Source organism: Pseudomonas sp. TWP3-2, assembly GCF_049897765.1.
Lineage (GTDB): Bacteria > Pseudomonadota > Gammaproteobacteria > Pseudomonadales > Pseudomonadaceae > Aquipseudomonas.
Window position 1 is genome coordinate 233192 of record NZ_JAFCWW010000005.1, and the last position, 26901, is coordinate 260092.

15 protein-coding genes are annotated in these 26901 nt (G+C 59.5%); 6 read left to right on the top strand and 9 right to left on the bottom strand.

Translation table 11 applies throughout. From position 1 onward, the window contains the following. Nucleotides 1–5: 5 nt before the first annotated feature. From ACP7EE_RS10565 to ACP7EE_RS10580, 4 genes are read left to right on the top strand one after another with little or no spacing between them, the layout of a single operon-like run. Nucleotides 6–2528 carry a CS1-pili formation C-terminal domain-containing protein gene (locus ACP7EE_RS10565; protein ID WP_426234451.1) on the top strand — a complete coding sequence of 841 codons (2523 nt, stop codon included), beginning with the start codon at nt 6–8 and terminating at the stop codon, nt 2526–2528. A gap of 2 nt (nt 2529–2530) precedes the next feature. Then, nucleotides 2531–3757 (top strand): hypothetical protein, encoded by a 1227-nt coding sequence (locus ACP7EE_RS10570; RefSeq protein ID WP_426234452.1) that lies wholly within the window; start codon nt 2531–2533, stop codon nt 3755–3757. A 45-nt stretch (nt 3758–3802) separates the two neighbouring features. After that, nucleotides 3803–4546 carry a molecular chaperone gene (locus ACP7EE_RS10575; protein WP_426234453.1) on the top strand — a complete coding sequence of 248 codons (744 nt, stop codon included), beginning with the start codon at nt 3803–3805 and terminating at the stop codon, nt 4544–4546. An 11-nt stretch (nt 4547–4557) separates the two neighbouring features. Beyond that, the gene (locus ACP7EE_RS10580; RefSeq protein WP_426234454.1) at nt 4558–5079 is read left to right on the top strand and encodes a CS1 type fimbrial major subunit; all 522 of its coding nucleotides are present in this window, start codon (nt 4558–4560) and stop codon (nt 5077–5079) included. 56 nt (nt 5080–5135) lie between these two features. On the opposite strand, the gene ACP7EE_RS10585 is transcribed toward ACP7EE_RS10580, so the two are convergent. The 3 genes from ACP7EE_RS10585 to ACP7EE_RS10595 all read right to left on the bottom strand — a co-directional run bounded on the left by ACP7EE_RS10585 (nt 5136) and on the right by ACP7EE_RS10595 (nt 14197). Beyond that, nucleotides 5136–10115 carry an NEL-type E3 ubiquitin ligase domain-containing protein gene (locus ACP7EE_RS10585; protein ID WP_426234455.1) on the bottom strand — a complete coding sequence of 1660 codons (4980 nt, stop codon included), beginning with the start codon at nt 10113–10115 and terminating at the stop codon, nt 5136–5138. A gap of 225 nt (nt 10116–10340) precedes the next feature. Then, a complete protein-coding gene (locus ACP7EE_RS10590; protein ID WP_426234456.1) occupies nt 10341–13484 on the bottom strand; it encodes a transglycosylase domain-containing protein in 3144 nt (1047 codons plus the stop codon). Nucleotides 13485–13738: 254 nt separating this feature from the next. After that, nucleotides 13739–14197, bottom strand: coding sequence for an REP-associated tyrosine transposase (locus ACP7EE_RS10595; protein WP_426205958.1), 459 nt, complete (start codon nt 14195–14197; stop codon nt 13739–13741). 628 nt (nt 14198–14825) lie between these two features. On the opposite strand from ACP7EE_RS10595, the gene ACP7EE_RS10600 reads away from it, so the two are divergent. Together ACP7EE_RS10600 and ACP7EE_RS10605 are read left to right on the top strand one after the other, a co-directional pair. Continuing rightward, nucleotides 14826–16247 (top strand): amino acid permease, encoded by a 1422-nt coding sequence (locus tag ACP7EE_RS10600; RefSeq protein WP_426234457.1) that lies wholly within the window; start codon nt 14826–14828, stop codon nt 16245–16247. Nucleotides 16248–16423: 176 nt separating this feature from the next. Beyond that, entirely contained in the window at nt 16424–16786 is a 363-nt protein-coding gene (locus ACP7EE_RS10605) for a GtrA family protein (RefSeq protein WP_420650610.1), read from the top strand. 38 nt (nt 16787–16824) lie between these two features. Here the strand turns inward: ACP7EE_RS10605 and ACP7EE_RS10610 are convergent, their stop codons facing one another. The 6 genes from ACP7EE_RS10610 to ACP7EE_RS10635 form a co-directional block, all read right to left on the bottom strand. After that, complete coding sequence (locus ACP7EE_RS10610) at nt 16825–18444, bottom strand: FMN-binding glutamate synthase family protein (RefSeq protein WP_426234458.1); 1620 nt, start codon at nt 18442–18444, stop codon at nt 16825–16827. 92 nt (nt 18445–18536) lie between these two features. Further along, a complete protein-coding gene (locus ACP7EE_RS10615) occupies nt 18537–19934 on the bottom strand; it encodes an ATP-binding protein (RefSeq protein ID WP_426234459.1) in 1398 nt (465 codons plus the stop codon). After that, nucleotides 19931–21745, bottom strand: coding sequence for a DAHL domain-containing protein (locus ACP7EE_RS10620; RefSeq protein WP_426234460.1), 1815 nt, complete (start codon nt 21743–21745; stop codon nt 19931–19933). The genes ACP7EE_RS10615 and ACP7EE_RS10620 overlap by 4 nt, the downstream gene beginning before the upstream one ends. Further along, entirely contained in the window at nt 21742–22695 is a 954-nt protein-coding gene (locus tag ACP7EE_RS10625) for a cytochrome-c peroxidase (protein WP_426234461.1), read from the bottom strand. The genes ACP7EE_RS10620 and ACP7EE_RS10625 overlap by 4 nt, the downstream gene beginning before the upstream one ends. Next, the gene (locus tag ACP7EE_RS10630; protein ID WP_426234462.1) at nt 22692–24602 is read right to left on the bottom strand and encodes a putative bifunctional diguanylate cyclase/phosphodiesterase; all 1911 of its coding nucleotides are present in this window, start codon (nt 24600–24602) and stop codon (nt 22692–22694) included. The genes ACP7EE_RS10625 and ACP7EE_RS10630 overlap by 4 nt, the downstream gene beginning before the upstream one ends. Further along, on the bottom strand, nt 24599–26863 hold the full coding sequence (locus ACP7EE_RS10635) for a GGDEF/EAL domain-containing response regulator (RefSeq protein ID WP_426234463.1): 2265 nt from the start codon (nt 26861–26863) through the stop codon (nt 24599–24601). The genes ACP7EE_RS10630 and ACP7EE_RS10635 overlap by 4 nt, the downstream gene beginning before the upstream one ends. Nucleotides 26864–26901 lie beyond the last annotated feature (38 nt).

A 26901-nucleotide genomic window follows, 5' to 3' on the forward strand; every position in this document is an offset into this window, starting at 1 on the left:
AGTTCATGTTCCCGATGACATCCATCGCGGCTGCGCTTGCGCTGTTGTTTTGTGCCAGCGCAGCGGCAGCTTCCGAACCCGCCGGCACCACACCGCGCAGTCTGTTGGCGCAGGCCAAAGGTTTGCCGGCGGATTTCGAGGAGCACTTCTTCGACGTGCCGCTGGCCGTGCGGGTCGAACTCGACCAGCATATGCTGGGTGAAGCCATGGTGGTTTTGTCCCGTGATGATCGCGTCACCCTGCTCGAATTTACCGACACCAGTGAGAACCGCTACACCCCCGCCGAGCGTGAAAAATGGGCGGCCTATCTCAAGCCCGGCGTGCCGCTCGGAGCGTGCAACGGTGCATGCCCGGATCAGGTATTGGCGGTGCATTACAACCTGCAAAACTCACTGCTTTCGATTCTGACCGAGAACGCCGAACGCGACCTCGAAATCAAGCGTTACCACGACCAGCCGATTGGCGGCAGCAGCGGCCTGATGGTGCGCAATCAACTCAATCTGAATGGCGGTCAGGATCAGGATCTGGGCGGGCGCTTCGGTCTCGAAGCCAGCGGCAGCCTCGGCAACTGGAGCCAGACCTTCAACATGCAGATGGCCCGTCTCGGCGGCCCGGACGACAAGCTCTACCACGCCATCCATGAGCTTTATACCCAGCGCGAACTGCAAGGCAATTTCTTGCGTCTGGGCTATTTCACACCCAATTCCGAAGGGCTGACGCGCCAGCCGCGCACGTTCGGCACCAGCCCCGACACCGCCGTCGGCGTGATGTACGGCAGCTCCGACAGTCTGGCGATCAACAACGCGATGCCCAGCGTTTATCCCATCTATGTCACGTCCAACCGCCAGGGCTCGGTGGAGATCTGGCGCGATGGGCTGTTGATCAATACCCAGTCAGTACCCGCCGGTTTGCAGACCCTCGACACCCGCCCGTTGCCCGGCGGCATCTATGAAGTCGAAGTGCGTTTGATCGAGGACGGCCAGATCACTTCCTCGACCCAGGAGCTGGTGTACAAGCCCAACAACTGGCGCAACCTCGACGAACGCTGGCGCTACAACCTGTTCGCTGGCGAAGAACAGAAACTGCTGAGCAACTGGGATCAGCAGGCCAGCGGCAGCGCCACCGCTGGCGCGTCACTGAATTACCTGATGCACCCGCGAGTAATCCTCGGATTATCGGCGCGGCAGATTCGCGAAAAGCTGCAATACGGCACCTCTATCGACTGGACGCTGGCCAACCAAATCAGCCTGTATGCCAACGTTTACCAAACCGAGGATCACGGCACCGGGCTGGATCTGCAGAGCCTGTACAACTACGGTTCCGGCAGTCTGGTGATCAGCCACAACCGCAGCTGGCTCGACACCACCGACCAATATGAAACCCTGCCCGACGGCACGCGGATCCGTCAGCGCAATGTGTTCATCGGCGAAACCAGCAATTCATCGCTGGCGCTCAATCACCGGATCAACAGCAAGAATTCGCTCAACGCTCGCGTCTCGCACAGCGAGGGCAATGTTGAAGGTATGGGCGTCGATCTGGGCTGGACCCAACGCACGCAATTATTCGGCAGCGACGCCAACTGGCGTCTGTCGCTGTTCGACCGGCCGGGCAGTTACAGCAGTGGTGATGCACGCAATCGCGGGGTCGATCTGAGCATCAACCTCGCGTTGGGCGCACCCGGCCAGCAACTCACCGGCAGCATCGGCTCGCGTACCGATCGTGATGGCGGGCGTGACAACAATGCCTCGCTCGGCTGGCGCAAGGATTTCAAGGATCACATTCTGCAAAACGTCTCGGTGACGGCGCTCACCGACACCTATGGCCTGGGCATGTCCAGCCTGGCGAACTTTCGCACCGACGCGATCAATGGCGACGGCTTCGTCCAGCGTTCGTCCTATAACGGCAATCTCACCGGTGGCCTCAACGTCGACACCACGCTGGTGGTCGGCGGCCAGCAGATGCTCATGACCAGCCAGTACGAGATGCGCGGCGCCGGGATGATCGTCGATGTCGAGTCGGATATCGACGGCATCGCCCTGCGCGCCGACGACTTCAGTGGTGGCACCGCCGCGTTGAAACCGGGGCGCAATTTCATCCCGATCACCGCGTATCAGAACAGCTCGGTGAGCTTCGATTTCGAGGGCAACCACGTACCGGCGGCCACCATCGAACCGGCGCGTACGCGCTATCACCTGAACAAGGGCGGCGTCGATTATCGCAAGATCCGCGTGATGAAAACTCTGACCGTGCTCGGTCGGCTGGTCAACGAGCAGGGCCAGCCGCTCAAGGGGCATCACGTGATCAATCACGCCAGTCGCGGGGTGACCGAGGTCGACGGCTTCTTCTCGATGGAAATGAACGCCGGCTCGCCGACCCTCGAGGTGCGCCAGGATAACCGTTTGCTGTGCCAGTTCCGCCTCGACGCGAATCAGCACCGCAGCGAAAACAATGTGTTGATGATCGGGGATCTGCGCTGCACGCCGGACACCCTGGCGGATGCGACCTTTACCGATCTGAAGGCGGGTTGAGCATGAAGAAGTTGAGCTTTTGTCTGGGCTTGTTTGCGCTACTGAGCATGCCGGCGGCGCAGGCTTTCAATCAGGAGATCCGCGCTCGTTTTCAGCCGGATCCCTCGCAACCGAACAAGAACGTATTCGTCAACCAGACGCCCAATAGCGGCTATTGCACGATCAATCCGGCTGAGTGCGCAAGCCTCGGCATGTTCAGCATTCAGTTACCGACGCGCTTCGATTCCAGCCGCGAGATCGTCCCGGGTACGTCCGATGAGACTGTGGCGTTGAAGGTGCCGGCGAATTGGCGGCGATTGACCGTGATCAATCAAGACACACGTGAGAACGAGACCGTAGAGGTACGCATCACGGGTATCGGGTCCAAATATGTTCTGAGCCAGAAGGCCGCCATTCTGGTTGGAGGGGCGTCGGACAATGTCGAAGCACATCAAAAGCTCTGGACTAACGACAGGTGGAACTATGCGCCCTCGCCGTGCCGGTACAGCGGTGTCGGCTATATCACAGACGAAACCTACCGGTTTTTCTGGAAAACTCCCATTGAGACCTGGTGTTCCAAAATAGCGGCCTATCGAATCCCGAGGATGTCATTCGACGGCATCGACTTTGCCTATGAATTACGCACCCCGAATCCGCTGAGCATGTCCTCCGGGCTGTACACCGGCTCGATCTCTTACACCATCGGGCCCAACGGCGATTTCCAGATGGGCTCGATGATGGTGCCGGATGACGGCAACCTGACGCTGGACTTTGTGCTCGACGTGCAGCACACCCTGAAAGTCGACCTGCCACCCGGTGGCGACAAAGTCGCGATGGAGCCAGTAGGCGGCTGGCAACGCTGGATCGACGGTGGGCGCATGCCTACCGAGATCTACCGCGACCAGTTGTTCTACCTGTCGGCGTCTTCGCGCTTCAAGGTGATGATGAGTTGCAGCTCGCAGGGCGGTAATGAATGCGATATCGGCAACAACCAGGTGGGGTTTTCCAAGTTTCAGGTTCGGCTCACTCTACCCAAAGGCATTGTCGGCCCCGGCAACACCGACGGCTGGACCGGCACGCTGACGCACAACACCTGGCTTGGCCCTTTCGAACCCTCGCGTTACGTCGACCGCAAACCTGGCAACTTGCGTTTTCAGATGCCCTCGCGGTGGATTGAGTCGCTGCTCAAACCCGGCATGAACGGCACGCTGTGGGGCAACGTCACGATCATTTTCGATTCGGAAGTCTGAATCTCCGGGCTGGATCATTGTTTCTTTTTTACGAGGTTGAAGACCATGACACGTGCGTGTTTGCTGGTGCTGTCCGGAGTGTTTTGCATGGCGGCCAATGCCGGGCCGCAGATCAATGTCGGCACGGTGTACGACTATCTCGACGGTGACAAGAGCACCTATCTCAAACGCGTCTTCAACAGCGGCGACAGCACCGCGTTCGTCAAGATCAACGTGCTGGAGATCGTCTACGACGCCGACGGCAAAGCCCAGGAAATCCCGGTGCAAAACGCTGCCGACGGTGCTTCGCGCAATGGCGTCATGGCCAGTCCGGCACGGCTGATCGTGCCGGCGCAGGGCATGCAGGGTACGCGTTTGCTGTACATGGGCGAGCGTGACCGCGAACGCTATTTTCGGGTGCGCTTCGTGCCGGTAGTGCCGGAGAAGGAAGACGAATTCGTGGTCTCTCAGGAGGACCGTGAGGAGTACAAGAAATCGCTGTCGGCCGGGGTCAACGTGATGACCGGCTTCGGCACCATATTTTTTGTACGGCCCAGGAATGCGCGTTTCGACACGGCCATCAGCGACACGCAAGAGCGCTACGAAATCCGCAACAACGGCAACACGGTGCTGGTGATCGACGAGTTCAAGAGCTGTTCATTGAGCAAAGAAACCGACTGTGGCGCAACCACCAAGCACCACGTCATGGCCGGTAAAACCTTCGCCTTCGACAAAGAGGCGGGCCGTGAGTATCGCTTCAAGCTGATTGAAGGCGACAGTAAAAAAGACCTCAAGGTGGCGCGCCGCTAAGGCCGCTGCCCATGACGCGCCAGGTATCGATGATGAACAAGCAATGCGCAGTCGCCGCACTGATGGCTTTCACCGCTCTGACCGGGGAGCCGAGTTGGGCAGCCCGCGAGGAACTCAATTTCGAGGTCACGCTGACCATTCCCAGCCGGCCGTTTTATGTGATCCCGGCAGAGGCCGACTGGATCCATCGCCCACAGCGCCTCGACTGGGATTACCCGTCGGGAACCATGGGCGGGCTGCGCAAATACTTCGACGTACGCCACGACTCCAGCGCCATCGAAGCACGCCTGGATCACACCGCAATGTTGTCCAACGGCAAGCCGGGCGAGGAGATCTTGCTGCACGTCAAATTCAACGGTGTGGTGTTGGGGCAGGACACTGTTCCGCGCGAAGTGGTGTCGCGCGCCGACGCTGCTGTGGGTACTCGGGTGCTGCTGGAAATCAACCCGATCAAACCGCTGGGCGGCTACAAAGCCGGGGATTACGACGGTAACGTATTGCTGTTGTTCAACGCCAAGGCGCCGGGCCAGTGATTCAAAATCCGCCCTGAAAGTATCTTCAGGGCGGGGGGCACGGCCCGAACGAGACGTCAGATGCCGGCGCGAGCCATCGCATCGCGAGTCAGCTGTCTGCGCAGCTCTTTCTCCCTGTAACCCAGTTCACGCAGCAAGCGCTCGTAGGTTTGTGCACTCATCTCCTCACCGGTGAAAACCTCTGTCTCGGCAATCGGATAGCGTTGCGCCAACTCACTCAGCCTCTGTTTGCGCAGGTAGCGTTGAGTGGGCGGCAGCGCAGCCGATTGTGCCCATTTGGCCTGCGCCGATTTGAGCTCCTCGAGCAGATCGAGCTTGTCCATGTACAGGCGTTTGTTGGCTTCCATCTCGCCTGGCCAGTTGTTGCACAGGTACTGTTCCCAGAACGGCTGTTCGATCATTTGATTGACCAGACCGTCACCGGCCTCAGCCTCGAGCACGGTCTGGATGGCGTTGTCGATCGTCTGGTCGCTGACGCCGGCGGTGGGGCGAAACTTCATGTCTTCCGACTGCCACGGCAATTCGAGCGGTTTTGCCATGCCTGTTTCGTAGGCCAGATGCACCTCGACTTCGTCCGGATCACCGCTGCGCGCCTTGATATCCGAGCGCGCGATTTCGCTGACCTGGCCGAGGCGGGCAGAACCCTTGGCGAGGGTCACCAGCTTGCGCTCCAGCTCCGCGCGGTCGGTCGAGTACAGGCGCGCCTCGGAGGCCAACACCCTGACGCCCATGTTGTTGAACAGCTGCGCGCCGGCGTCCTCGCAGCCTTCAGGGTTGGTCGACATCAGCAACAGTTCTTCGCGCAGAGGTGTATCGATGTCCATGGCGCCGATCATGCGCCAGACCCGGTCCGTCAGTTGATCATTGGCTTTGCCTCCTTCTTCGTAGTCGGCGGAACGGGTCAGCCCCTCCAGCACCTTGAAGAAACCTTCCGAGCCTGGCTCCTGCGCCAGGTCGTGCCATGCCTCTGGCCGATATGCGCCGATCCCGACGGTTTCGTGGCTGAGCGTGGTGTCGACGAACAGTGGCCAGCGTTCGAGTAAATTACCGGCGGCTGGCGAGTAGGACAGGCGCGGGGGCATGCCCACCGAAACGCGGTATTGCTCGTAAGTAGTGCGAACGCTGTCCGTCAGCATTTCTGCATGTACGCGGGTGCGGGCAATCAGCCACGCGTCGTCGGAACCCAAAGGCACGTCGGGGATGTGCCTGATCGGGTTCGACCCAAGGTCAAGAAAGAACCCTCGGGGACGGGCCTTGTTGAACAGTCCCGCAGGCCAGCTATCAATGCCGGTGTCGATCAGACTCAGCACTTTAAGTCGAGGCATGCGCTCGATGTTCGGCGCAACACCCAGGGGGTTATTGTCCAGTCGCAGGGTTTCCATGTGCGTCATGTCGCGTAGTTGTTCGATGGCCGGCGGCGTCAGTCGAATCTGGTTTTCGTTGAGCCGCAGGGTTTCCAGCAGGCGCATTTTGCCGACGTTTTCCGGCAGTTCGGTCAGCCCGCAGCCGCGGGCACTGAACTGACGCAGATGCGCAAAGTCGCTGAGCAGACCGTCTGCCGCCGGGAAGAACCAGGCTCTGTCGAGGTTCAAGGTCGTGACCTGATCGATCCACGGTTTGAGCCCCTCAGGTATTTCCCGCCACCAGCGTTCAAGATCGGGGCGCAGGAGCTCGGTGGAAAGATCGAGGGTATAGCCTTGTTGCGCACTGATGCTGCGTTCGCCAAACACTTCACTGGTTCTTTCGAAACACGCCAGCAACCGGTCGGCAACGAAGCGCCCACCGTTATGTTGATAGTCCCACCAGGCGCGGGCGCGGTGCGGATCGGGATACTCGGCATCCCAGCCGCTCAGATAGCTCTGGCGCCAGTCTGCGAGTTTTTGCTTGAGCGTCTTCAGCTCTTGCTCAAGGCGCTGGATTTGCACATGGGCATCGCCGTTGCCTGCCAATGACCGACCGAATGCCGAGACCTCGGCCTCGTTCAAATGCGGATAAAGATTCCTGACTTTGTCTTCGACGGTGAGGGCGTTCCGGGAAAACGCCGGGCCGCGCATCAGCAACTCGGTTTGCCGCGGTACCACCGGACGAATGGGCGAGCGGGCAAGCAGTGTCCTGCGCTCGGCCGGTGTCCCGGTCTTGACGATCACCCATTGCCTGAAGAACTGCCCCTGACCGGGGCGGTAGCCCAGTGCGACGCGCTTGCCTTGCGGTAACGCGAGCAAAACTGCCTCATACAAATCACCGGCCGCATGCAGTTGATTGTCTTGACGGTCGCGCACCGCATAGCGGCCGCGCTCGTCCCTGACCAGCACCCGGATCGTCGCGGCGTCTTCACTGCCGGCACTGCAACGCAATGCTCCGTCATAAAACAGGTCGCGCACTTCAATGCGCAAATCGGCGAAAGCGTCGGCGTGCAAGCGTAGTGCGTTGAGGATCATTCGTTCAGAGTCAGGCACCCGCAACGCCGGCTCATACAATCCTTCACTGGCACGCGCGGTGCTGACTTCAAACGCGCTTTCACGCGCCTGATCTCTTATGCGCAGCGGTATGCGCTGTTGCTCGAGGATGATTTTCTGTTCGGCGGGCGATGCGGTAGTCAGCAAGGTTTCGGCGACTGGCGCGGGCAACTGCGGGAACTGCTGTTGCAGCAATTGCACGCGCGCGTCAGCGGTGTAATCCCTGAGTCGGTTCTGGTAGGCGAAGATCTCCGGCGTGCGCGTCTCGACGGCGAGCGCCAGTTGGTTGCGCAAGGCCTGGGCGCGCTGCTCTGGCGGATACTCGCTGCCGAGCAATCTGTGCATCTCGCCATCGTCGAGAAACTCGACCATTCGCTGCGCCAGTTTGCCGGCCAGAATGTCTGCCAGACTGATGCTCAGCGTCTGCGCATCGCTGGCTTGCGGATTACCGTATTTGCGAAAGACCCCGCTCAATCGGGCATCCTCGAACACCTTGAGCGCCTTGTCGGCGGGCCAGCCGGGCATGTCCGGCACCATGCGTTCGAACCAGTACGCTGTCGGCTCCAGCGGCTGGCCGTTACGAATCAGTTGGCTGAGGTTGCGCGTCTCATCCCAGGTCTTGAAGCGCGCCAGAGTGTCGGCCAGCAAGGGCGGTGGTGCAGCGTTTTCGAGGTACATCCTGCGCAGACAATCGTGAGGTGTCCCGCTGATGCTTCGCAGATCCTCCAATTGGTTGTCGGTATAAGCATCCACCGTGTGACCGAGGCGGCGCATCAGCACCGGGCCGTCCCAATCCTGTGGTTTTTCCCCTTCGTGCACCCACGCACCACGCTCGTTGTGGCGCAGTTGCGGCGCGTAGGCTTGTGGGCGGGAAGGGTGCTGAATACGATGGCGGCCGCTGTCGCGGTCGTATTTCACCTCGTAATGCTTGCCCTCCAGCGGCAGCACGGTTTTGCCGGCGTACTGATGCAGACCCTTGGCGTCGGGCTTTGATGTGTCAGGTAGCGCCAGATCCGCTTGTGCATAAGGCGTGATATCCGGGTGCCACAACCGGGTTTTGTTATCGAGCGACGGCACCGGTTGCAGGCCTTCGACAAACGCCGAGATTTTCAGGCGAAATGCGTTGCCGATCGCGGCGCCGGCACCGAATGCCGCCAGCTGAATCACGTCAGTCACCACCCCGACCACGTGCTCCGCCAGTTCCGTCCAACGCTCTTGCGCGAGATCAACTGCGCCCTCGACCACCTCTTCGGTCAGCTGAAACGCGGTGTAGACCAGCATCAACTCACCCAGCCCCGGCACGAACGGGGTCAGTACCAGCAGCGCCGCATTGAAAATATCCTCGGCGATCTTCAAGAGATTTTTCCACCACGCCCAGCGCGATTTGCTGTCGGCATCCGCCGTCGACACGGCGATGCCGCGGGTGTCATTGAGAATCTTGTTGAGCCGCTGCTGGTACAGATACGTCCACAGCGGCGTAGTGATCGCCGGGGCGCTGAATTGCAGTTGCGGTTTCTCCACCGGCGTTTCGCGCCATGACGGGCGCGAGTCCGCCGTCTCCTTTGGATACCATTTGACGTAGGTCAGGCGCTGTTCAAGCCCGGCAAAAAAGTGTCCGCGCTGTTCATGGTCGACGAATTGGCTGAAGAACTGCCGGTAGTTGATGCCGGTCGATGGCAGGGTTTTGTTGGCGCGCAACTGGCGACTCAACTCCTTCATGAAATCCAGGGTGGACGGGTATTCCTTGAGCGGATGTTCGGGGTCGTGCGGAACATAGGCGATCATGTTCGCCGAGCGTTGTGGCTGCGCCGGATCAGGGCGAATGATCAGGATGCCGGTGAAGGTCAGGTCCATCATGCCTAGGTCGCAGACCAGCATTGGCTGGCCATCCAGCATCAGGTTCTGCCGCCCCAGAAGCAGCTCGCGAATTAGCGCGTAGGCACTGTGGCCGATGTCTTTTTTGATCTGCGCCATGTGTGCAGCCGCTTTCAGCGCGGCCTGTTGGCTCTGCTGCACGCGGGTGCGTAAATAGGTTTCGGCCACCGGCTCGCGATCGAGCAACAGCGTCTCGAGATGGGCCTTGTACTGTGCGCCAATGTCGAGTTCCCGGCACAAGGTCTGGAACTGGCTTACGCTGATCTTTTTATTGATCGGCGAAACATCGAACAAGTCTCGGGCGGGATCGGTTTTGCTGATGAAAGTTGAATAAGTTTGATAAGTTTCGTCGCTGGCGAAGTTATGCAGCGCAGCATCGATCAGGGACACGGTTCTGGCTTTGGAGCCCTTGTTTATATCGATGGCGTACCACGGAGTTTTTTCGGAAGAGTACAGCCGTGCATAAGTGTTCTTTACGTCAACGTCGATATTGAACCGTTCAAGCAGTCTGGCTTTCAACAATGGCTCGGCGAAGGCGTACACGTCCTTGAGACGCCCGAGCAAACGGTCGATCCTGTTCTGCGCCGCCCAGGCTTTACGATTGTCGGCGGACAGCCGGTGCAGCTCACGGGCCGGCGCCTGCGTCATCCATGTTTGCCGGTCAGGACGCATGTTTTTCAACGCGTGCACACGATGCAACTGCATGTCGCTGAACACTGGATCAATATGCGATTTAATTAAGTCGTAATGTTGCCCTTTATATATAGATGTTGCGCTCATTGTTGTGGCCTTGAATAAGTCAGGAATTATCAGCCTAACGTTCAATGCGCAGAATGATTAGTTTAAAAGCCTGCTGTTCAAGCGCCGGGTTAACGGAGTATTCATTGAATATTGAAATGTTGAAAATACATATTTACTACCCTCGATGGTTCATTGTTGATCAGGCCTTGCTGAACTCGCGGCCGCAACTGAGGGGGCTTGCGCAGGATTGCATTGCGAATCGCTGCCGGGTTGCAGATACGGCATCAGAATCGGCGCCATGCCCTTGAGTACCTGCACTGGCAGTGCCGAGGTGAACTTGAAGTTCTCCGCCGAGCGCCCCGGCACGAACGCGGTGAGCGTGCCGAAATGGTGATCGCCGATGTAGAACACAAACGTTGCCGTGCGGTTGATCGACTTCGAACTGAGAATCCGCCCGCCGGAGCCGATTGCCTCTATGCGGTTATCGCCGGTACCGGTTTTTCCGCCCATGATCAGCGGGCTGCCATCGGCCAGTTTGAAACTGCCGGAAACACGTTTGGCGGTGCCTGAGTCGACCACTTGCGACAGCGCCTCACGCATGGCCGTGGCCACTTCCGATGGCATTACCCGTTTGCCCACATGCGGATCGTTGACCAACTGCGTTTCATACGGTGTATCGGCGGCAAAGTGCAGGCTGTCGATGCGCAGGGTCGGCATGCGCACGCCGTCGTTGAGAATGGTGCCGATCAACTCGGCGAGTGCAGCGGGGCGATCGCCGGAGCTGCCAATGGCGGTGGCGAGTGACGGCACCAGGTGATCGAAGGGGTAGCCGACTTGCTGCCAGCGCTGATGAATGTCGAGGAACGCCTGGATTTCAAGCATGGTGCGAATGCGGCTGTCGCGGGCGCCTTTGTGCTTGCTCTTGAACAGCCAGCTGTAGACTTCCTGACGCTCGAACTGGCTGGCCTTGACGATGTCCTTGAAAGTCGCGTCGGGGTGATTGAGCAGGTAGCCGATCAGCCACAGGTCCAGCGGATGCACCTTGGCGATGAAACCCTGATCAGGCAAATCGAAACTGCCGGGGCCGTAGGCGAGATATAGCCTTTCAAGGCGTTCGTCGGTGAGTTTCTCCGTCAGCTTGGCGCCCTTGAGATGCGAGCGCACGAAGGTGTTGAAGTCTTGCTGGCTGGCATCCGGCAATAGATAACGGTGCACCGCCGCCATGCGGATCGGCGTCGGACGCATGCTGTCGAGGAAGGTTTCCAGGCGCGCCCGGGTATCTTTGTTGCGGTATTTTTTCCAGAACTTGAGCAGGAACGATGTGCCCTCGCGGTCGGCGAACGAGGCGAGGTATTCCTGACGCCGTGGGTCGCGATCGTCCTTGAGCAACTCGGCGCTGTTGTTGGGGCCGGAGTAGGTGGTGTAGCGCACCAGATCGCGCATCAGGCGAATGAACGGCAGATTGATCGACTCGCGCAACGCGTCGCGCAGGGTCGGGATACGTCCGTTGTCCTCTTTGCGAAAGTTATTGAAGGTGTGCAGGCCACCGCCGGTAAAAAACGCCTCGCCGGGGCTGGCCGAATATTTACGGTCCAGCGCCGCACCAAGCAGTGTCGACAGGTTGCGATCCTTGTTTTGCACCAGATAATCGATCACCCACCGGCTCAGGCGATCCTGATCCGGCACCTCGACTTTCTTCAATTCCGGCACGCTCATGCCGGCGTATTTCTCGTGCAACTCGGCGATGATCTGCAGGTAAGTGGTCATCACGCGCATTTTTGCGGTGGAGCCGAGTTCGAGTTTGCTGCCCTCGTTGATGTCGAATGGCTGGTCGGTGCTGTCGGTCTGCACCCGCACGCGCGAGCCATCCGGCGTCAGTTCGAACAGGGTGAAGCTGTAGCGCACTTGAGTGGTGCTGGTGGGGGTCAATAGACGTTCGCCCATCAGGCCGACTTCGGCGGCGTAGGTCGGGTCTGCAAGTTTTTTCAGATAGGCCGTGGCCTGGGTTTGCAGTTCACCTTGCAGGGTGCTGGTGGCCGACAGGTCGAGACGGTCGAGGTCGTACAGCGGACGGTTGAGCATCGACGCCAGGCGGCTGCGCGCGGCACTGATGCCCTTGTTGGTTTCGATCGGCTGAATGGTCGGCTGCGTCTGCCAGTCGCGGTAGCTGATCTTGCTCGCGAGTGCGGCATCGGCCAGCGCCGCGTCGATCACGCCGTTCTGTTTGAGCACGCGCAGATGACTGTCGGTGAGATTGACCAGTTCTTCGCGGCCCTTGCTCAGGTAATGCGAAGGGCGACGCTGAGCGATCATCAGTGAAAGCATTTCGCGCAGTGCCAGACCCTTTGCCGCCATGGTCTGCGGATCGGTCGCGGTACTGGCGAGCGTGGCGTTGGCCGTATTGAAGTCCGCGCCATACCAGACCCGCAAGCCTTCAGCCATGCCGTGTACTTCGCCGTGCCCCGGCACCGCCGAGAGCGGCACGCTGTTGAGGTAATCGCGAATGATGTTCTGCCGCGCCGGCAACGTTTCCGGCCCGCCCTGATAGGCGCGCACGCTGGCGGAAATCATCTGGCGGATCTTCTCGGCGCCGGACACGGTCAGGCCGTCCGGCGAGTGCCGGTATTTTTCCAGCTGGGTCGCCAGGGTGCTGCCGCCAGCTGATTGGCCCGGCAGGCGCAGCACCTTCGCCACCTGCGACCACGCGGCCATGCCGAAGCGTGGCCAGTCCACTGCCGGGTTGGCCAGGGGTTGTTTGGGGTCGAGCAGAAAACGGTTTTCGATGAACAGCAGACTGCTGACTACCACCGGCGGTATCGCGGCGAAACTCGAATAGAGTTGTTGCGGATATTTGTACTGATACAACGGCGCCGCGCGGCAGTCGGTGATCGACAGCCCGGCCTGGATTTTCTCCGTATAGGGCACGAACAGCCCCTTGTCGGTATAGCTGAGCAGGGCCGGGGAGAAGCGCGTTTGTTCGATGATCACATAGTTGCGCTTGATCAGCCGCGGCAGGAACTCATCCAGCGAGCTATAACCCAGACGCAAGTCGAACGGCCCGTTGCCCGGATAGCGAATCGCCTCGCTGGGGCCGGGTTGCAGTTCGTATTTGAGCTTGGCAGCGTACTGGCTGGCCTCGCGCGACTGAAAACGCGAAGTGCGCATTTCCTTGGCCGCGGCCAATCCCAGCACAATCGCGATAATCAGAAACAGAACCCAGAAAGCCTTCCACCCGTGCCGTTTACGGCGGGGTTTTTCAGGTATAGGCGCTTCATCCACACGTTCAGTCGGAACCACTTTTTCACTCGAATCGGTTTGCCATAACGCGCCCATAGTCGACTGATCCATTCACGCAGATTGATCGGACTTGTCTGAAGCTTAGACGGTGGTTGGCGATGGTGAAAAAATTGTGAGGTAGTGTTATTCCTCCTGGATGGGAACACCCTGTGGCGAGGGAGCTTGCTCCCGCTCGGCTGCGAAGCAGTCGCAAAAAAACTGCACATGCAGTGTTTCAGACAAACCATAACTACCAGCCTACGGCCTGCTGCGCAGTCCAGCGGGAGCAAGCTCCCTCGCCACAGGGTGGATCATAGCCAGCAGGCATCCCAGAGCGGGTAATCGCCTATTTTATCTACTAACCCCGCGCGTAAAGGATTGGCAACGATGTAACGGGCGAACGGCTTCAAGTCTTCGCCGTCGCGGATAGCCCGGTCATGGTAGCCGGTTTGCCAGAACGCACCTTTTCGGTTCAACGTTCGGTTGATAGAGAGTGTGCTGCGAGATTTCACTGCCTGCATCAGCTGATCCAGACGCATTGTTTCCAATTGAACCAGCCAATGGAAATGATCAGGCATCACAACCCAGGCGATCGAGTTGACCCAGCCCTGTTCATGGGCTCGTCTGAGTTCTGCTACTAGTAATCGCCCCAATCGCCAATCACTGAAGATCCTGCGACGCTCATAAACCACGGCGGTGATCAAATAGGCGCGACCCGATTCGGAGCAGCGTCCTTGGCGAAGTCGATGTGAATGTAGATGTTTGCGCATTCCGTTGCGTCCTGTTGGATTCATCACTCATACGCTAGCTGCTGAGCTTCCGAGTTGAACCTGAGAAAGCTGTCGGATTTTTCCGAGAATCTTGCCGGACACAGCTTTTGTGGCGAGGGAGCTTGCTCCCGCTGGACTGCGCAGCAGGCCAAAGTCCGGTAGTGATGGCTTCACTGAAGTACCGCGTGGGCAGGTTTTGCGACTGCTGCGCAGCCGAGCGGGAGCAAGCTCCCTCGCCACAGGGATGCCCTCTTCACGGGAGGGGGATGCCTTCAAGACATTTGGAATAGAGCCATCCCAAGATCAATACCACCAAGGCATAGGCATGACGCTGCACCATTGCTGTGCAATACTCGCCGGCCGTTTCGATAGCGAAAAATCCTACACTTGCAGGATGGTTTCTCTCGAAAACAGCGTGAATCACAATATTTGCCGCTGAATCAAGGCGTTTATAGAGTGAATTACCCTGTCCGAAGCTTTTTATACTGCACGCCCCGCTGATCTTGCAGGTTTTGTTCCGCAAGACGCGTTTGCCCACGAAGCAGGCGCGGTTTCGGGAGGTGTCGGCCAACCAACCGACGCCTCGACACTCAGTGGTCAATCCAATAACAAGATGAGGTTGCACCCTATGCCCGTAGGCAATCACCTGCCGCATGGCGAGACCGCTGAAGGCGGCCCGCTCAAACGCGAACTCGGCGAACGGCATATTCGCCTGATGGCGCTCGGCGCCTGTATTGGTGTCGGTCTGTTTCTCGGTTCGGCCAAGGCCATCGAAATGGCCGGCCCGGCGATCATGCTGTCGTACATCATCGGCGGTCTGGCGATCCTGGTGATCATGCGCGCCCTCGGCGAAATGGCCGTGCACAATCCGGTCGCCGGCTCGTTCAGTCGTTATGCACAAGACTATCTCGGCCCGCTGGCAGGCTTCCTCACCGGCTGGAATTACTGGTTCCTGTGGCTGGTGACCTGCGTCGCGGAAATCACTGCCGTCGCGGTGTACATGGGCGTCTGGTTCCCCGATGTGCCGCGCTGGATCTGGGCGCTGGCGGCGCTGATCAGCATGGGCTCGATCAACCTGATCGCGGTCAAGGCCTTCGGTGAATTCGAGTTCTGGTTCGCGCTGATCAAGATCGTCACGATCATTGCGATGGTCATCGGCGGCATCGGCATCATCGCTTTTGGTTTCGGCAATGACGGCGTGGCGCTGGGGATTTCCAACCTGTGGGCGCACGGTGGCTTCATGCCCAACGGTGTGCAGGGCGTGTTGATGTCGCTGCAAATGGTCATGTTCGCCTACCTCGGCGTCGAGATGATCGGCCTGACTGCCGGTGAAGCGAAAAACCCGCAGAAGACCATCCCGAATGCGATCGGCTCGGTGTTCTGGCGGATTCTGCTGTTCTACGTCGGCGCGCTGTTCGTGATTCTGTCGATCTACCCGTGGAATGAAATCGGCACGCAAGGCAGTCCATTCGTGATGACCTTCGAACGGCTGGGCATCAAAACCGCTGCTGGCATCATCAACTTTGTGGTGATCACCGCTGCGCTGTCGTCGTGCAACGGCGGCATCTTCAGCACCGGGCGCATGCTCTACAGCCTGGCGCAGAACGGTCAGGCCCCGGCCGGTTTCGCCAAGACCTCGAGCAACGGCGTGCCGCGTCGCGCATTGCTGTTGTCGATCGGTGCGTTGTTGCTGGGCGTGCTGCTGAATTATCTGGTGCCGGAAAAAGTCTTCGTCTGGGTCACGGCCATCGCGACCTTCGGCGCGATCTGGACCTGGGTGATGATCCTGCTGGCGCAGCTCAAATTCCGTAAAGGTCTGAGTGCCAGCGAGCGAGCCAATCTGAAATACAAGATGTGGCTGTACCCGATCAGCTCGTATCTGGCGCTGGCGTTTCTGGTACTGGTGGTCGGCCTGATGGCGTACTTCCCGGACACCCGTGTCGCGCTGTACGTCGGCCCGGCATTCCTGGTGCTGCTGACGGTGGTGTTCTACGTGTTCAAGCTGCAACCGACCAATGTGCCGCAAGGTGCGGTGCGTTCGGTTTCGTAAATCCAAAGCGCAGAAACATCAAAGCCCCGGTCGATTGACCGGGGCTTTTTATTGGGTAGGGTTTTAGCGTAGCCATTCGTCGGATGCCACCGTGCACCTGTAATTTCTGACAGTAGACCGGCCTTGCATCATGAACTAGCTTGCGTTTTCGCCAGTGAGAAATGGAAGGAGGCGCAATGAAAGGATTCTCTGCAATTCTCGTGATCGGGCTGGCGGATGCGTTGATTCACTGGCAAATTTTTTTCGTACTCTGCGCCGCCGTCGGACTCGATCAGGCCGCCAGCAATTTCGCGGCATTCTGCGTGGCCGCAGCGTTCTCATTTTACGTGAACGCGCTTTACACCTTCGAGAACCAGACCTCGGTGTTCGCTTACCTAGGGTTCATCGGCGTGATGGGGGCGGCGAGTTTCGCTGTGGGCCATATTGCTGACATCTACCAGTTGCCCGGACTGGTGACTGTCACCACGTTTTCATTGCTGAATCTGCTGCTCGGCTATAGCTTTTTCCGCTTTGTATTGTTTCGCCGACACAGCGATTGAAGCGCCGGCCTCTGTTGCCGGCCAGCGCCTCGAACAAGCTAAGCGGCCGCCACATCCTGCGGTTCGAAACTGTCCGCCCGCGCCATTTGCCACATGCGCGAGTAGAACTCGCCATTCACTTCCCCGGTGAGCAGTTCTCCCGGTTTCAGGAACACATGCAACTGCGAGAACAGTTTGATCTCGGTGGCCGACATGCGTCGCACCAGATGCTTGGCCGAGAGTTGCGACGGATGATCGAGGCCGGCGGCGGCGAGCATTTCTGCCAGCGCCTTGAGCGTGTTGCGATGGAAGTTGTAAACCCGCTGTGCCTTGTCCGGCACCACCAGCGCGCGTTGGCGCAGGGTGTCCTGAGTGGCGACGCCGGTCGGGCATTTGTTGGTGTGGCAGCTTTGCGACTGGATGCAGCCGATGGCGAACATGAAACCGCGCGCCGAGTTGGCCCAGTCGGCGCCGATGGCCAGCACGCTGGCGATGTCGAACGCACTGACGATCTTGCCGCTGGCGCCGAGTTTGATCTTGTCGCGCAGATTCAGACCGACCAGCGTGTTGTGCACGAACAGCAGACCTTCACGCATTGGTACGCCGATGTGGTCGGTGAACTCGACCGGTGCGGCGCCGGTGCCACCTTCCTTGCCGTCGACGACGATGAAGTCCGGCAGAATTCCGGTTTCCAACATCGCTTTGGCAATGCCCATGAACTCCCACGGATGACCGAGACAGAATTTGAAGCCCACCGGTTTGCCACCGGACAGTTCACGCAATTGCTGGATGAAGTGCATCAACTCGATCGGTGTGGAAAACGCACTGTGGCGCGACGGCGAAATGCAGTCTTCGCCCATCATGATGCCGCGGGTGTCGGCGATCTCGCGGGTCACCTTGTGCTTGGGCAGAATCCCGCCGTGACCGGGTTTGGCGCCCTGACTCATCTTGATTTCGATCATGCGGACTTGCGGATTCTGCGCCTGGGTGGCGAAGCGCTCCGGGTCGAAACGGCCGTCGCTGGTGCGGCAGCCGAAATAGCCGCTGCCGAGTTCCCAGGTCAGATCACCGCCGTTTTCGCGGTGATACGGGCTGATGCTGCCTTCGCCGGTGTCATGCGCGAAGTTGCCGAGTTTCGCGCCTTGGTTCAACGCACGAATCGCGTTGGCACTGAGCGAGCCGAAACTCATGGCTGAGATATTGAACACCGACGCCGAGTACGGTTGGGTGCACTGCGGGCCACCGACGGTGACGCGGAAGCTGCCCGGATCGCTCAACGGCGCCGGGCGCATCGAGTGGCCGATGAATTCGAAACCGGACTGATATACGTCGATCAGCGTTCCAAACGGCTTGTCGGCGGATTCATTCTTCGCTCGCGAGTACACCAGCGAACGCTGGGCGCGGGAGAAGGGCAGGGCATCGCTGTCGGATTCCAGCAGGTATTGGCGGATCTCCGGGCGAATGCCCTCGACCAGATAGCGGATGTTGCCGAGGATCGGGTAGTTGCGACGCACCGCGTGCGGGCGTTGCAGCAGATCGAACACACCGATCAGACTCAGTACGCCGGTCACGGCGGTGAACGGCCATAGCCAGTCGTGATGCAGAAAAGGCAGGCTGGCGAGGGTGAAAATCACGCAGCCGGCAAAGAAGGCGTAGCGGCTCAGAAGGGACAGGCTCATACGGTTTCCTTGGTTCGGACTTTGTAGGGCAGGCAGGGATTCTGCGCCACCGAACAAACTGTGAACAGGGAGACTTTCTACCTATATGGGCGCTAGGCAGCAGACTGGCGCACCGGTAACAGCACGCGGAACGTGGTGCCGGCGCCGAGTTCGCTGCGCACCGAAATATCCCCGCCGTGTTTTTTCACGATCCCGTAGGACAGCGACAGACCCAGCCCTGTCCCTTGCCCCACCGGTTTGGTGGTGAAGAACGGGTCGAAGATTTTCTGCAAGGTCTCGGGTGCAATGCCCGAGCCGTTGTCAGCCACTTCGATCCACACGTTTTGCCCTTGCAGCCCGGTGCGCAGGGTGATGACGCCGCGTTCAGGCCCCATCGCCTGCGCCGCATTGACCAGCAGATTCATCACCACCTGATTGATCTGCGACGGCAGGCATTCGATGTCCGGCAGATCCTGATATTCCTTGACCAGATCGGCCTTGTACTTGAGTTCGCTGGCGACGATGTTCAGGGTCGATTCGATGCCTTGTTGCAGATTGGCCGACTGCCATTGCTGCTGGGTGTCGACCCGGGAGAAATCTTTCAGGTCCTTGACTATCTGGCTGACGCGACCGATGCCCTCTTTGGACTCTTTGATCAGCACCGGAATATCCTCAAGCAGAAAACCCAGATCAAGTTCTTCGCGCAATTGTTGCAGTCGCGCGGCGGGTTCGGCGGCGAGGGTTTGCCCGGCGGTCTGGTAGGCGTCGAGCATGCTCAGCAACTGCTGAAAGTAGCCGTCCAGCGAACCGAGGTTGGAGGAAATGAAGCCGATCGGATTGTTGATCTCATGCGCGACCCCGGCCGCCAGTTGCCCGAGTGAAGCAAGCTTTTCCGACTGCACCAACTGGCCTTCCAGTTGTTTGCGCTCATCGATTTCGCGCTGCAAGGCCACGCTGGCCTGCTTGAATTGAGCGGTGCGCTGATCCACCAGATGTTCCAGATGATGCATTTGCAATGAAGCGCGCTCGGTCATCTGCCACTTGGTCAGCAGGGTATTGGCCATTTGCTGCACTTCGATGTTGTCGAAGGGTTTTTTCAGGATCAGCAGACGGTCGTGAGCCTGCAGCCGATCGAGCAATTCGTCCCAGGAATAGTCGGAATACGCCGTGCACACGACCACCTGCAATTGCGGATCCTGCAACCACAGTTGCTCGATGGTTTGCGCGCCGTCCCAACCGTCGGGCATGCGCATGTCGACAAACGCCAGGGCATAGGGGCATTGCTCCTGCAAGGCGAGGTTGAGTTTGGCCAGGCCTTCCTCGCCACCATAAGCCGAGTCCAGCTCGAAACTCGGGCGTTGGGGCTTGGCTGGAGCACCGAACAATGCCGTTTCCATCTCGTCCAGTTCAGCCGAGTGCGCCAGGGTCGGGGTGAGAATCTTGCGAAAGTCTTCGTGAATCGACGGCATGTCGTCGATCAGCAAAATGCGCCGGTTGGACAGTTCGCTCATGCGTTCTCCGTGACGGCGATCAGCGGCAGTTGCAAGGTGAACAAGGCGCCCAGCCCCGGTCCATCGCTGTGGGCGGTGAGGTGGCCGTTCATTTCGATCGCCGCCAGCGCGCAGCTGTGCAAGCCAAAACCGTGACCTTCTTTACGCGTGGTAAAACCGTGAGCAAAGATGCGTGTCATGTTTTCCGCGGCGATGCCTTCACCGTCGTCGCGGACGCTGATTTGCAAAAAGGTCTCGTCAACGATTTCCACCCCAAGCGTCATTGTCCGAGGGCGGTTGCTGAGGTCAGTCATGGCGTATTTGGCGTTGCTGATGAGGTTGATCAGAATCAGCAGCAAGCGGTGTTTGTCGCCCATGACCTGGGGCACTTCACTGTATTGCCGGACCACGGTGACGTGATGGCGAGTCAGCGCACCGGCATTCATGCGCAGGGCGTCTTCCAGCAGTTCGTCGATATACAGCGGTTCGGTCATGCTGTTGGCCCCCGCGTAGGATTGCTGGGTGGCGACGATGTCCTTGATGTGGTCGACGCTCTTGTTCATCTGGCCCAGTTCGTCGGCCATTTCCTGCTGTTCCTGGTCAATCGCACTGACCAGTTGGTTGAGATAACCGGGCAGCAATTTGCCCTTGTCGTCTTCGCTGAGGAAATGCCCGAGGTCGTCGGGGTGTTCGTTGATCAACTGCATGGCCTTGCCCAGGCCAAGGGCCTTGCTGCTGCGCAGTTTGCGCCCGATCAGTTCGCAGGAAATGTTCACGCTGTTGAGCACGTTGCCGACGTTGTGCAGCACGTTGGTCGCGATTTCTGCCATGCCGGCCTGCCGTGCGGCATCGAGCAGTTCGCTCTGGGCGTTCTTGAGTTCCCGGGTGCGTTCTTCGACCCGTTGCTCCAGCGCATCGTTGGCGTTTTGCAGGGCGTTGTTGACCCGGTGGATCTCGGCGAAGCTGCGGATCAGCCGGACGGCCAGCCACAGCAGCGACAGCATGAGCAGCACGGAAAACAACAGCATGTAGAAGTGGTACTCGCGGTCGATTTTTTCGACCCGTTGCTGATCCAGGTTGAGCATGCGGGTGATGTCGTCCAGACGTTCGGCCACGGGCACGACTTCGATGCTTTCCAGCAGATCGTTGACGACTGGCTGCTCGCGTAAAATCAGCGCGATGTGATTGCTGAGAATCTTCACCGGGGTATGGAATTCTTCCGGCAAACGTTGCGCGTTCACCGCCAGTTTATTCAGTCCCAGCACGATGTCGGCGCCCTTGTCGGCGGAGGTGACCTGGGCAAACTCCAGGGCACTGAGCAGCAGGTCGTAGGTGTCGGTGGCGATGTTTTGCACTTGCAGCTTGTCGAGGTCGGACAAGTCCGCCAGTTGCGCCTGAATGTCATCTTCGGCAGTTGGCAGGAACGCCAGAGAGTTACGCAACAAGGCGTTGTGCGACTTGAACTGCTCCACCAGACGAGTCTTTTCCTGCATCGCTGTGAGAAAGCCTTCATGAGCCTCGTTCCATTGCCTGGAGTCCTTGCGCCCATGCCCCGACTCCATTGCGGCGAAGCGCTCCCATAGCTGATGCATCTCGGTCACCGGAGACACCAGCGGGTCGTAGTTGTGGGAGATCGCCACGCGGGCCTTGAGTATTTCGTTTTCCCACAGGGCGTCCTGTTGGGTGATCTGGCGGATCAAGTCGCGCGAATCGGTGTAGGTGGTGGTCTGTTCGGAGCTGGACTTGAGGTAGAGGAACAGCAGCGTCGAGGCCAGCAGAATGGCGACCACCGTGATCAGCAGCAGGCTGGTTCTGCGTGAGATCTTCTTCATGGCTTGCCCTCCCATTGGCCGGTCAGGGTCTTGAGAAACTGGATGATCAGTGTTTTGTCTTCGGTGCTCGGCATGCGCCCCAACTGGTACTGGAACATAACGTCCACGGCCCGTTCGAGGTCGGGGGCTGAACCGTCGTGGAAGTACGGCGCGGTCAGGGCGACATTGCGCAAACTCGGCACCTTGAACACCGCGCGATCTGCTTCATCGCCGGTGACATTGAAGCGGCCCAGATCAGCCGCCGTCGGGTTGCCGCGATCAGCGATGTAATCACCGAACACGCCGAACTTCTGGAACATATTGCCGCCAATGTTCACGCCCTGATGGCAGGCGATACAGCCGTAGTCCTTGAAGCGTTGATAGCCGTACTTTTCTTCGAGGGTGAGAATGTCGGTCTTGCCCAACAGGTATTGATCGAAGCGCGACCCTGGCGATAACAGGGTGCGTTGGTAGGTGGCGAGTGCGTTCTGGATATTGGCTTTGGTCACCGCGTCCGGGTACGCGCTGTCGAAGGTCTTGCGGTAGCCGGGATCGTCGGAGATGCGTTGCACGACGGTTTTCCAGTCACTGCCCATTTCGTGGGGGCTGGTAATCACATTGTCGGCTTGCGCTTCCAGGGTCTCGACCCGTCCGTCCCAGAATTGCCGGAAATTGAGGCTGGCGTTGAGCACGGTTGGCGTGTTGACCGTCACCGGTTTGCCATCGAAACCCAGCGACAGGGCGCGGCTGTCGGCACCGCCCTTGTCCAGTTGGTGGCAACTGGCGCAGGACAACGTGTTGTTCACCGATAGCCTGGGGTCATTGAACAACTGGCGACCGAGCGCGGCGCGTTCACGGTTGGGTGGCGCCACCTCCGGCAAGGGCTTGAGTGGCTGATTCAATGGCTCGCTGGCAGCGTTGACGCATGTCCCACCCAACATCACCGCCAGTGTGTAACGGAACAAGGTCATGAGGGATTGTCTCCCGTGCCTGTTGCCGGGCTGTCGCAGGGCGTCGATGAATCCGGCAGCCCTGTGCTCAACAGTCGGGCAAACGCCGGCGCCGGCACGGCTTCGCTGAAGTAGTAACCCTGAGCTTCTTCGCAATGGTGATCCTTGAGAAATTTCAGTTGCGCCGCTGTTTCGACCCCTTCGGCGATGACGTTCAGGCTCAGGCTCTTGCCCAGGCTGATGATCGCGCCGACCAGCGCGGCATCGCTGCTGTCAGTACTCAGGCCACGAATGAATGACTGGTCGATTTTCAGCACATCGATGGGAAAGCGGCGCAGGTAGCTCAGGCTTGAATATCCGGTGCCGAAGTCATCAATGGCCAGCCTGACCCCGAGCGCTTTCAACCGTTGCAACGCGCTCATGGTCGCGTCGACGTTTTGCATCAGCACGCTTTCGGTGATCTCCAGCTCCAGCAGGCACGGATCCAGGCCTGTCTGAGCAAGCACCTGTTCGATGTTCTCCACGAAGTGGCGCTGGCGAAAGTCGATGGCCGAGGTGTTGACCGACATGCGGATCGACGGCAACCCCGCGGCCTGCCATTGCCGCGTCTGGCGGCAGGCTTCGGCCAGCACCCATTTGCTCAGCGGGACGATCAGCCCGCTGTCTTCGGCCACTGGAATGAACTCGGATGGGTAGACCCAGCCATGCCCCGGTTTTTGCCAGCGGACCAGCGCCTCTGCGCCGACAATCCGTCCACTCTCCAGGGCGATTTTCGGCTGGTAGTGCAGGACGAATTCGTTGCGTTGCAGCGCCTGGCGAATACCTGATTCGATACTCTGCTGTTGGCGTGCGCGCTCGTTCATGGCCTCGATGAAAAAACCGAAGTTGTCCGGCCCGCTGTCCTTGACGTTGCGCATGGCCGTTTCAGCCTTTTTGATCAGGTCGATGGCCTCGAGCCCGTCGTCCGGGTAAATGCTCACGCCCATGCTGGCAGTGACGCTGACGTCATGCCCCGCAATCATCTGGGGCGCACGGATGGCGCCCAGCAGTTTTTCGGCGATGCTGCGGGTCTGCTGGGGATGGTTGATATCAGTGAGGATCACCACAAACTCGTCCGAGCCGTAGCGAAAAACCGAGTCCGATCCGCGCACGTTTCCAAGCAACTGCTGGCCCACCCGTCTGAGCATTTCGTCGCCCGCCGGATGCCCCAGCGCATTGTTGATGCGTTTGAAGCGGTCCATACCGAGGAACAGCACCACCAGTTTTTTGTCATGGCGTCGGCAGGCCGCAATCGACTGACTCAAGCGGTCACCAAGCAAGGTGCTGTTGGGCAGACCGGTGAGGGTGTCGTACTGCAACAGGTGCGAGACCTTGAGCAATTCGTGGACGCGTGCCTCGATAGTCTGCTCGAGGCTGAGCATCTTCAGTGCGGCGTCCTGAGCCAGTTGCCACTTCCAGGTCAGGGCGTTGGCCATCTGGCGGATTTCCAGCGTATCGAAGGGTTTTTTCAGGATCAGCAACTGATCGCCGAACTCCAGCCGTTCGGCCATGGCCTCCCAGCTGTAGTCGGAGAAAGCAGTGCATAACGCGATTTGCAGGTTCGGATCGACTTTCCACAGTTGCTCGATGGTTTCCAGGCCATCCCAGCCGGGCGGCATGCGCATGTCGGTGAAGGCGAGGGCGTAGGGACGACCCTCATCCAGCGCTTGTTGCACCAGTCTCAGCGCTTCCTGGCCCTGATAGGCGGAGTCAAGCTGGAACGTCACTTGCTGGGCCTGACGGGTGCCGAACAACGACTGTTCCAGGCTGTTCAGGTCTGCTGCGCCGCTGATGTCGGGGGTGAGTATCTTGCGAAAGTCGTCATGGATCGCCGGGGTATCGTCGACGATCAGAATCCGCCGGTTGGTCTGGGCGAAGGGCGTTTTCATCCCTCAATCTCCCTCGTACCCGCTGACTCGCTGCTGGCGGCGGTGAGCATCCGGACCGCGTGCTCGGGGCTGAGGGCCTCGTTGAAATACAGACCTTGTGCCGCAGCCAGCGGAGCATCGGATTTGGGCACGTGTGGTTGCCCCGGCTGCTGGCCGCCTTCGGCGATGATGCCGATGCCCAGATCCCTTGCGAAATTGATGATCGCCTTCAGAGTGTTGGCCCCGGCGGTATCCTGAGCCGCGCTGTCGAGAAACGATTGGGCGAGTTTCAGGTGATTGACCCGGTAGGTTTTCAGGTAGTCGAACGATGAATATTCGGTGCCGAAATCGTCGATGGCGATTTTCACCCCCAGCTCGCTCAATCTCGGCAGCACGTCGTTATGGGTCCACTTGGTCTGGGCCAGCGTCGCTTCGGTGACATCGAAGCGCAGATCCCAGGGCGCAAGCTCGTAACGCGCGGCGGTGCGCAATACGTCGTAGATAAACTCGGGGCCGCTCTTGAGCTGGGCCAGCGACAGCTTGATTGCCATCACCGGTGGCGCCACACCGGCGTTGCGCCATTCGCTCATTTGCCGGCAGGCGCGATCCAGCACCCAGCGGCCGAGGGGAATGATGGCGCCGGTTATTTCCGCGGCCGGGACAAACGCGCCCGCCGTCAACAGACCGCGCTGGGGATGGTTCCAGCAGACTTGCGCCTCCATGCCTAAAATCCTGCCACTGTGCATGTCCAATTCCGGCGCGTATTTCAACTCCAGCTCATCGCAGTCCAGTGCAGTCATCAACTCATTGACGATGGCCATGCGCTCGGCCACTTCCTGGGTGATCGCCTCGGAGTGGAAGTGATACTGATTGCGCCCCGTGTCCTTGGCCCGGTACAGCGCCATGTCGGCCTGGCCCAGCAGGCTGTCGGCGTCGAGGCTGGCGTCGCTGTAGGTGCTGATGCCGATGCTGGCTGAAATATGCACAGCGTTGCCCGCCAGGTGATACGGCGCCATCAGCGCATCGAGGATATTGGTGGCCATGGCGGCGGAACGGGTCGGGTCGCTGACGTCCAGTTGCAGGATCGCAAACTCATCGCCGCCGAGGCGCGCCGTGACGTCGCTTTCACGCACACTGGATTTGATCCGCCGCGCCACTTCCTGCAAGAGCAGATCGCCGATCGGGTGACCGAGGCTGTCATTGATGCGCTTGAAGTGGTCCAGATCCAGGTAAAACACCGCGAATGGCGCTGCGCCGCGACGGGCGCCGGCAAACGCCTGATGCAGACGCTCGATCAGCGTGGCGCGATTGGCCAGCCCGGTGAGGCCGTCCGTGCGCGCCAGCAAGGCGAGCTTCTCTTCGGCCACACGGCGCTCGGTGATGTCGAGGATGATCCCTTCGACTTCCAGCAATCGGCCATCGAGATCGCGGACCGGGACGTAGCGGTTTTCCACCCAGCGCCAGTTGCCATCCCCGGTACGCAGGCGAAATTCGATCGAGGCGCCGAGCGCGTGGCGATCCAGTACCCGGGCCATGGCGGCATCTACCCCGGCCTGATCATCCGGGTGAATCAAATCCTGTGCCCAGTTTGCCGATCTCACCAGATCGGCCGCCACATGGCCGTAGCGTGTGATGTTGTGCGAGATATACATCAGTTTGAACGAAGGGTCGCCGCGTAACCGGTAAAGGATGGTCGGGCTGTTCTGCACGATGATATTGGCGTCTGACAGCTCTCGCGTGCGCTCCTGAACGGCTTGTTCGAGCTGAGTCATCTTCAGCGCGGCGTCTTCGGTCATCTGCCACTTGACCGTGAGCGCGCTGGCCATCTGGCGGATCTCGATCGCATCGAAGGGTTTTTTCAGAATCAGCAGACCATCGGTCAGCCCCAGCCGCTGGTCGATGTCTTCCCACGAGTGATCGCTGTAGGCCGTGCACAACGCCACTTGCAGCTTGGGATCGACCTGCCACAGCCGCTCGATGGTCTCCAGGCCATCCCAGCCCGGCGGCATGCGCATGTCGATGAAGGCCATGGCATAGGGGCGTCCGGCGGCGATGGCCGCATGCAGTTTGGCCAAAGCTTCGCTGCCTTGAAACGCCGAATCCAGTTCAAAGTGCAGTTTAGGAGCGGTGGCCGGGGTGCCGAACAGCAGGTTTTCGGTTTCCCCGAGGCTGTCGGCGTCTGCATTGCCCGGACTGAGGATTTTCGAAAAATCGGAATGAATCGACGCGGTATCGTCGACGATGAGTATGCGGCGGTTGATCGGTCCGGCTTGTGCGCTCATGGCGCAATGCCAGTTCCAGACACGCTCTTACTCGGGAG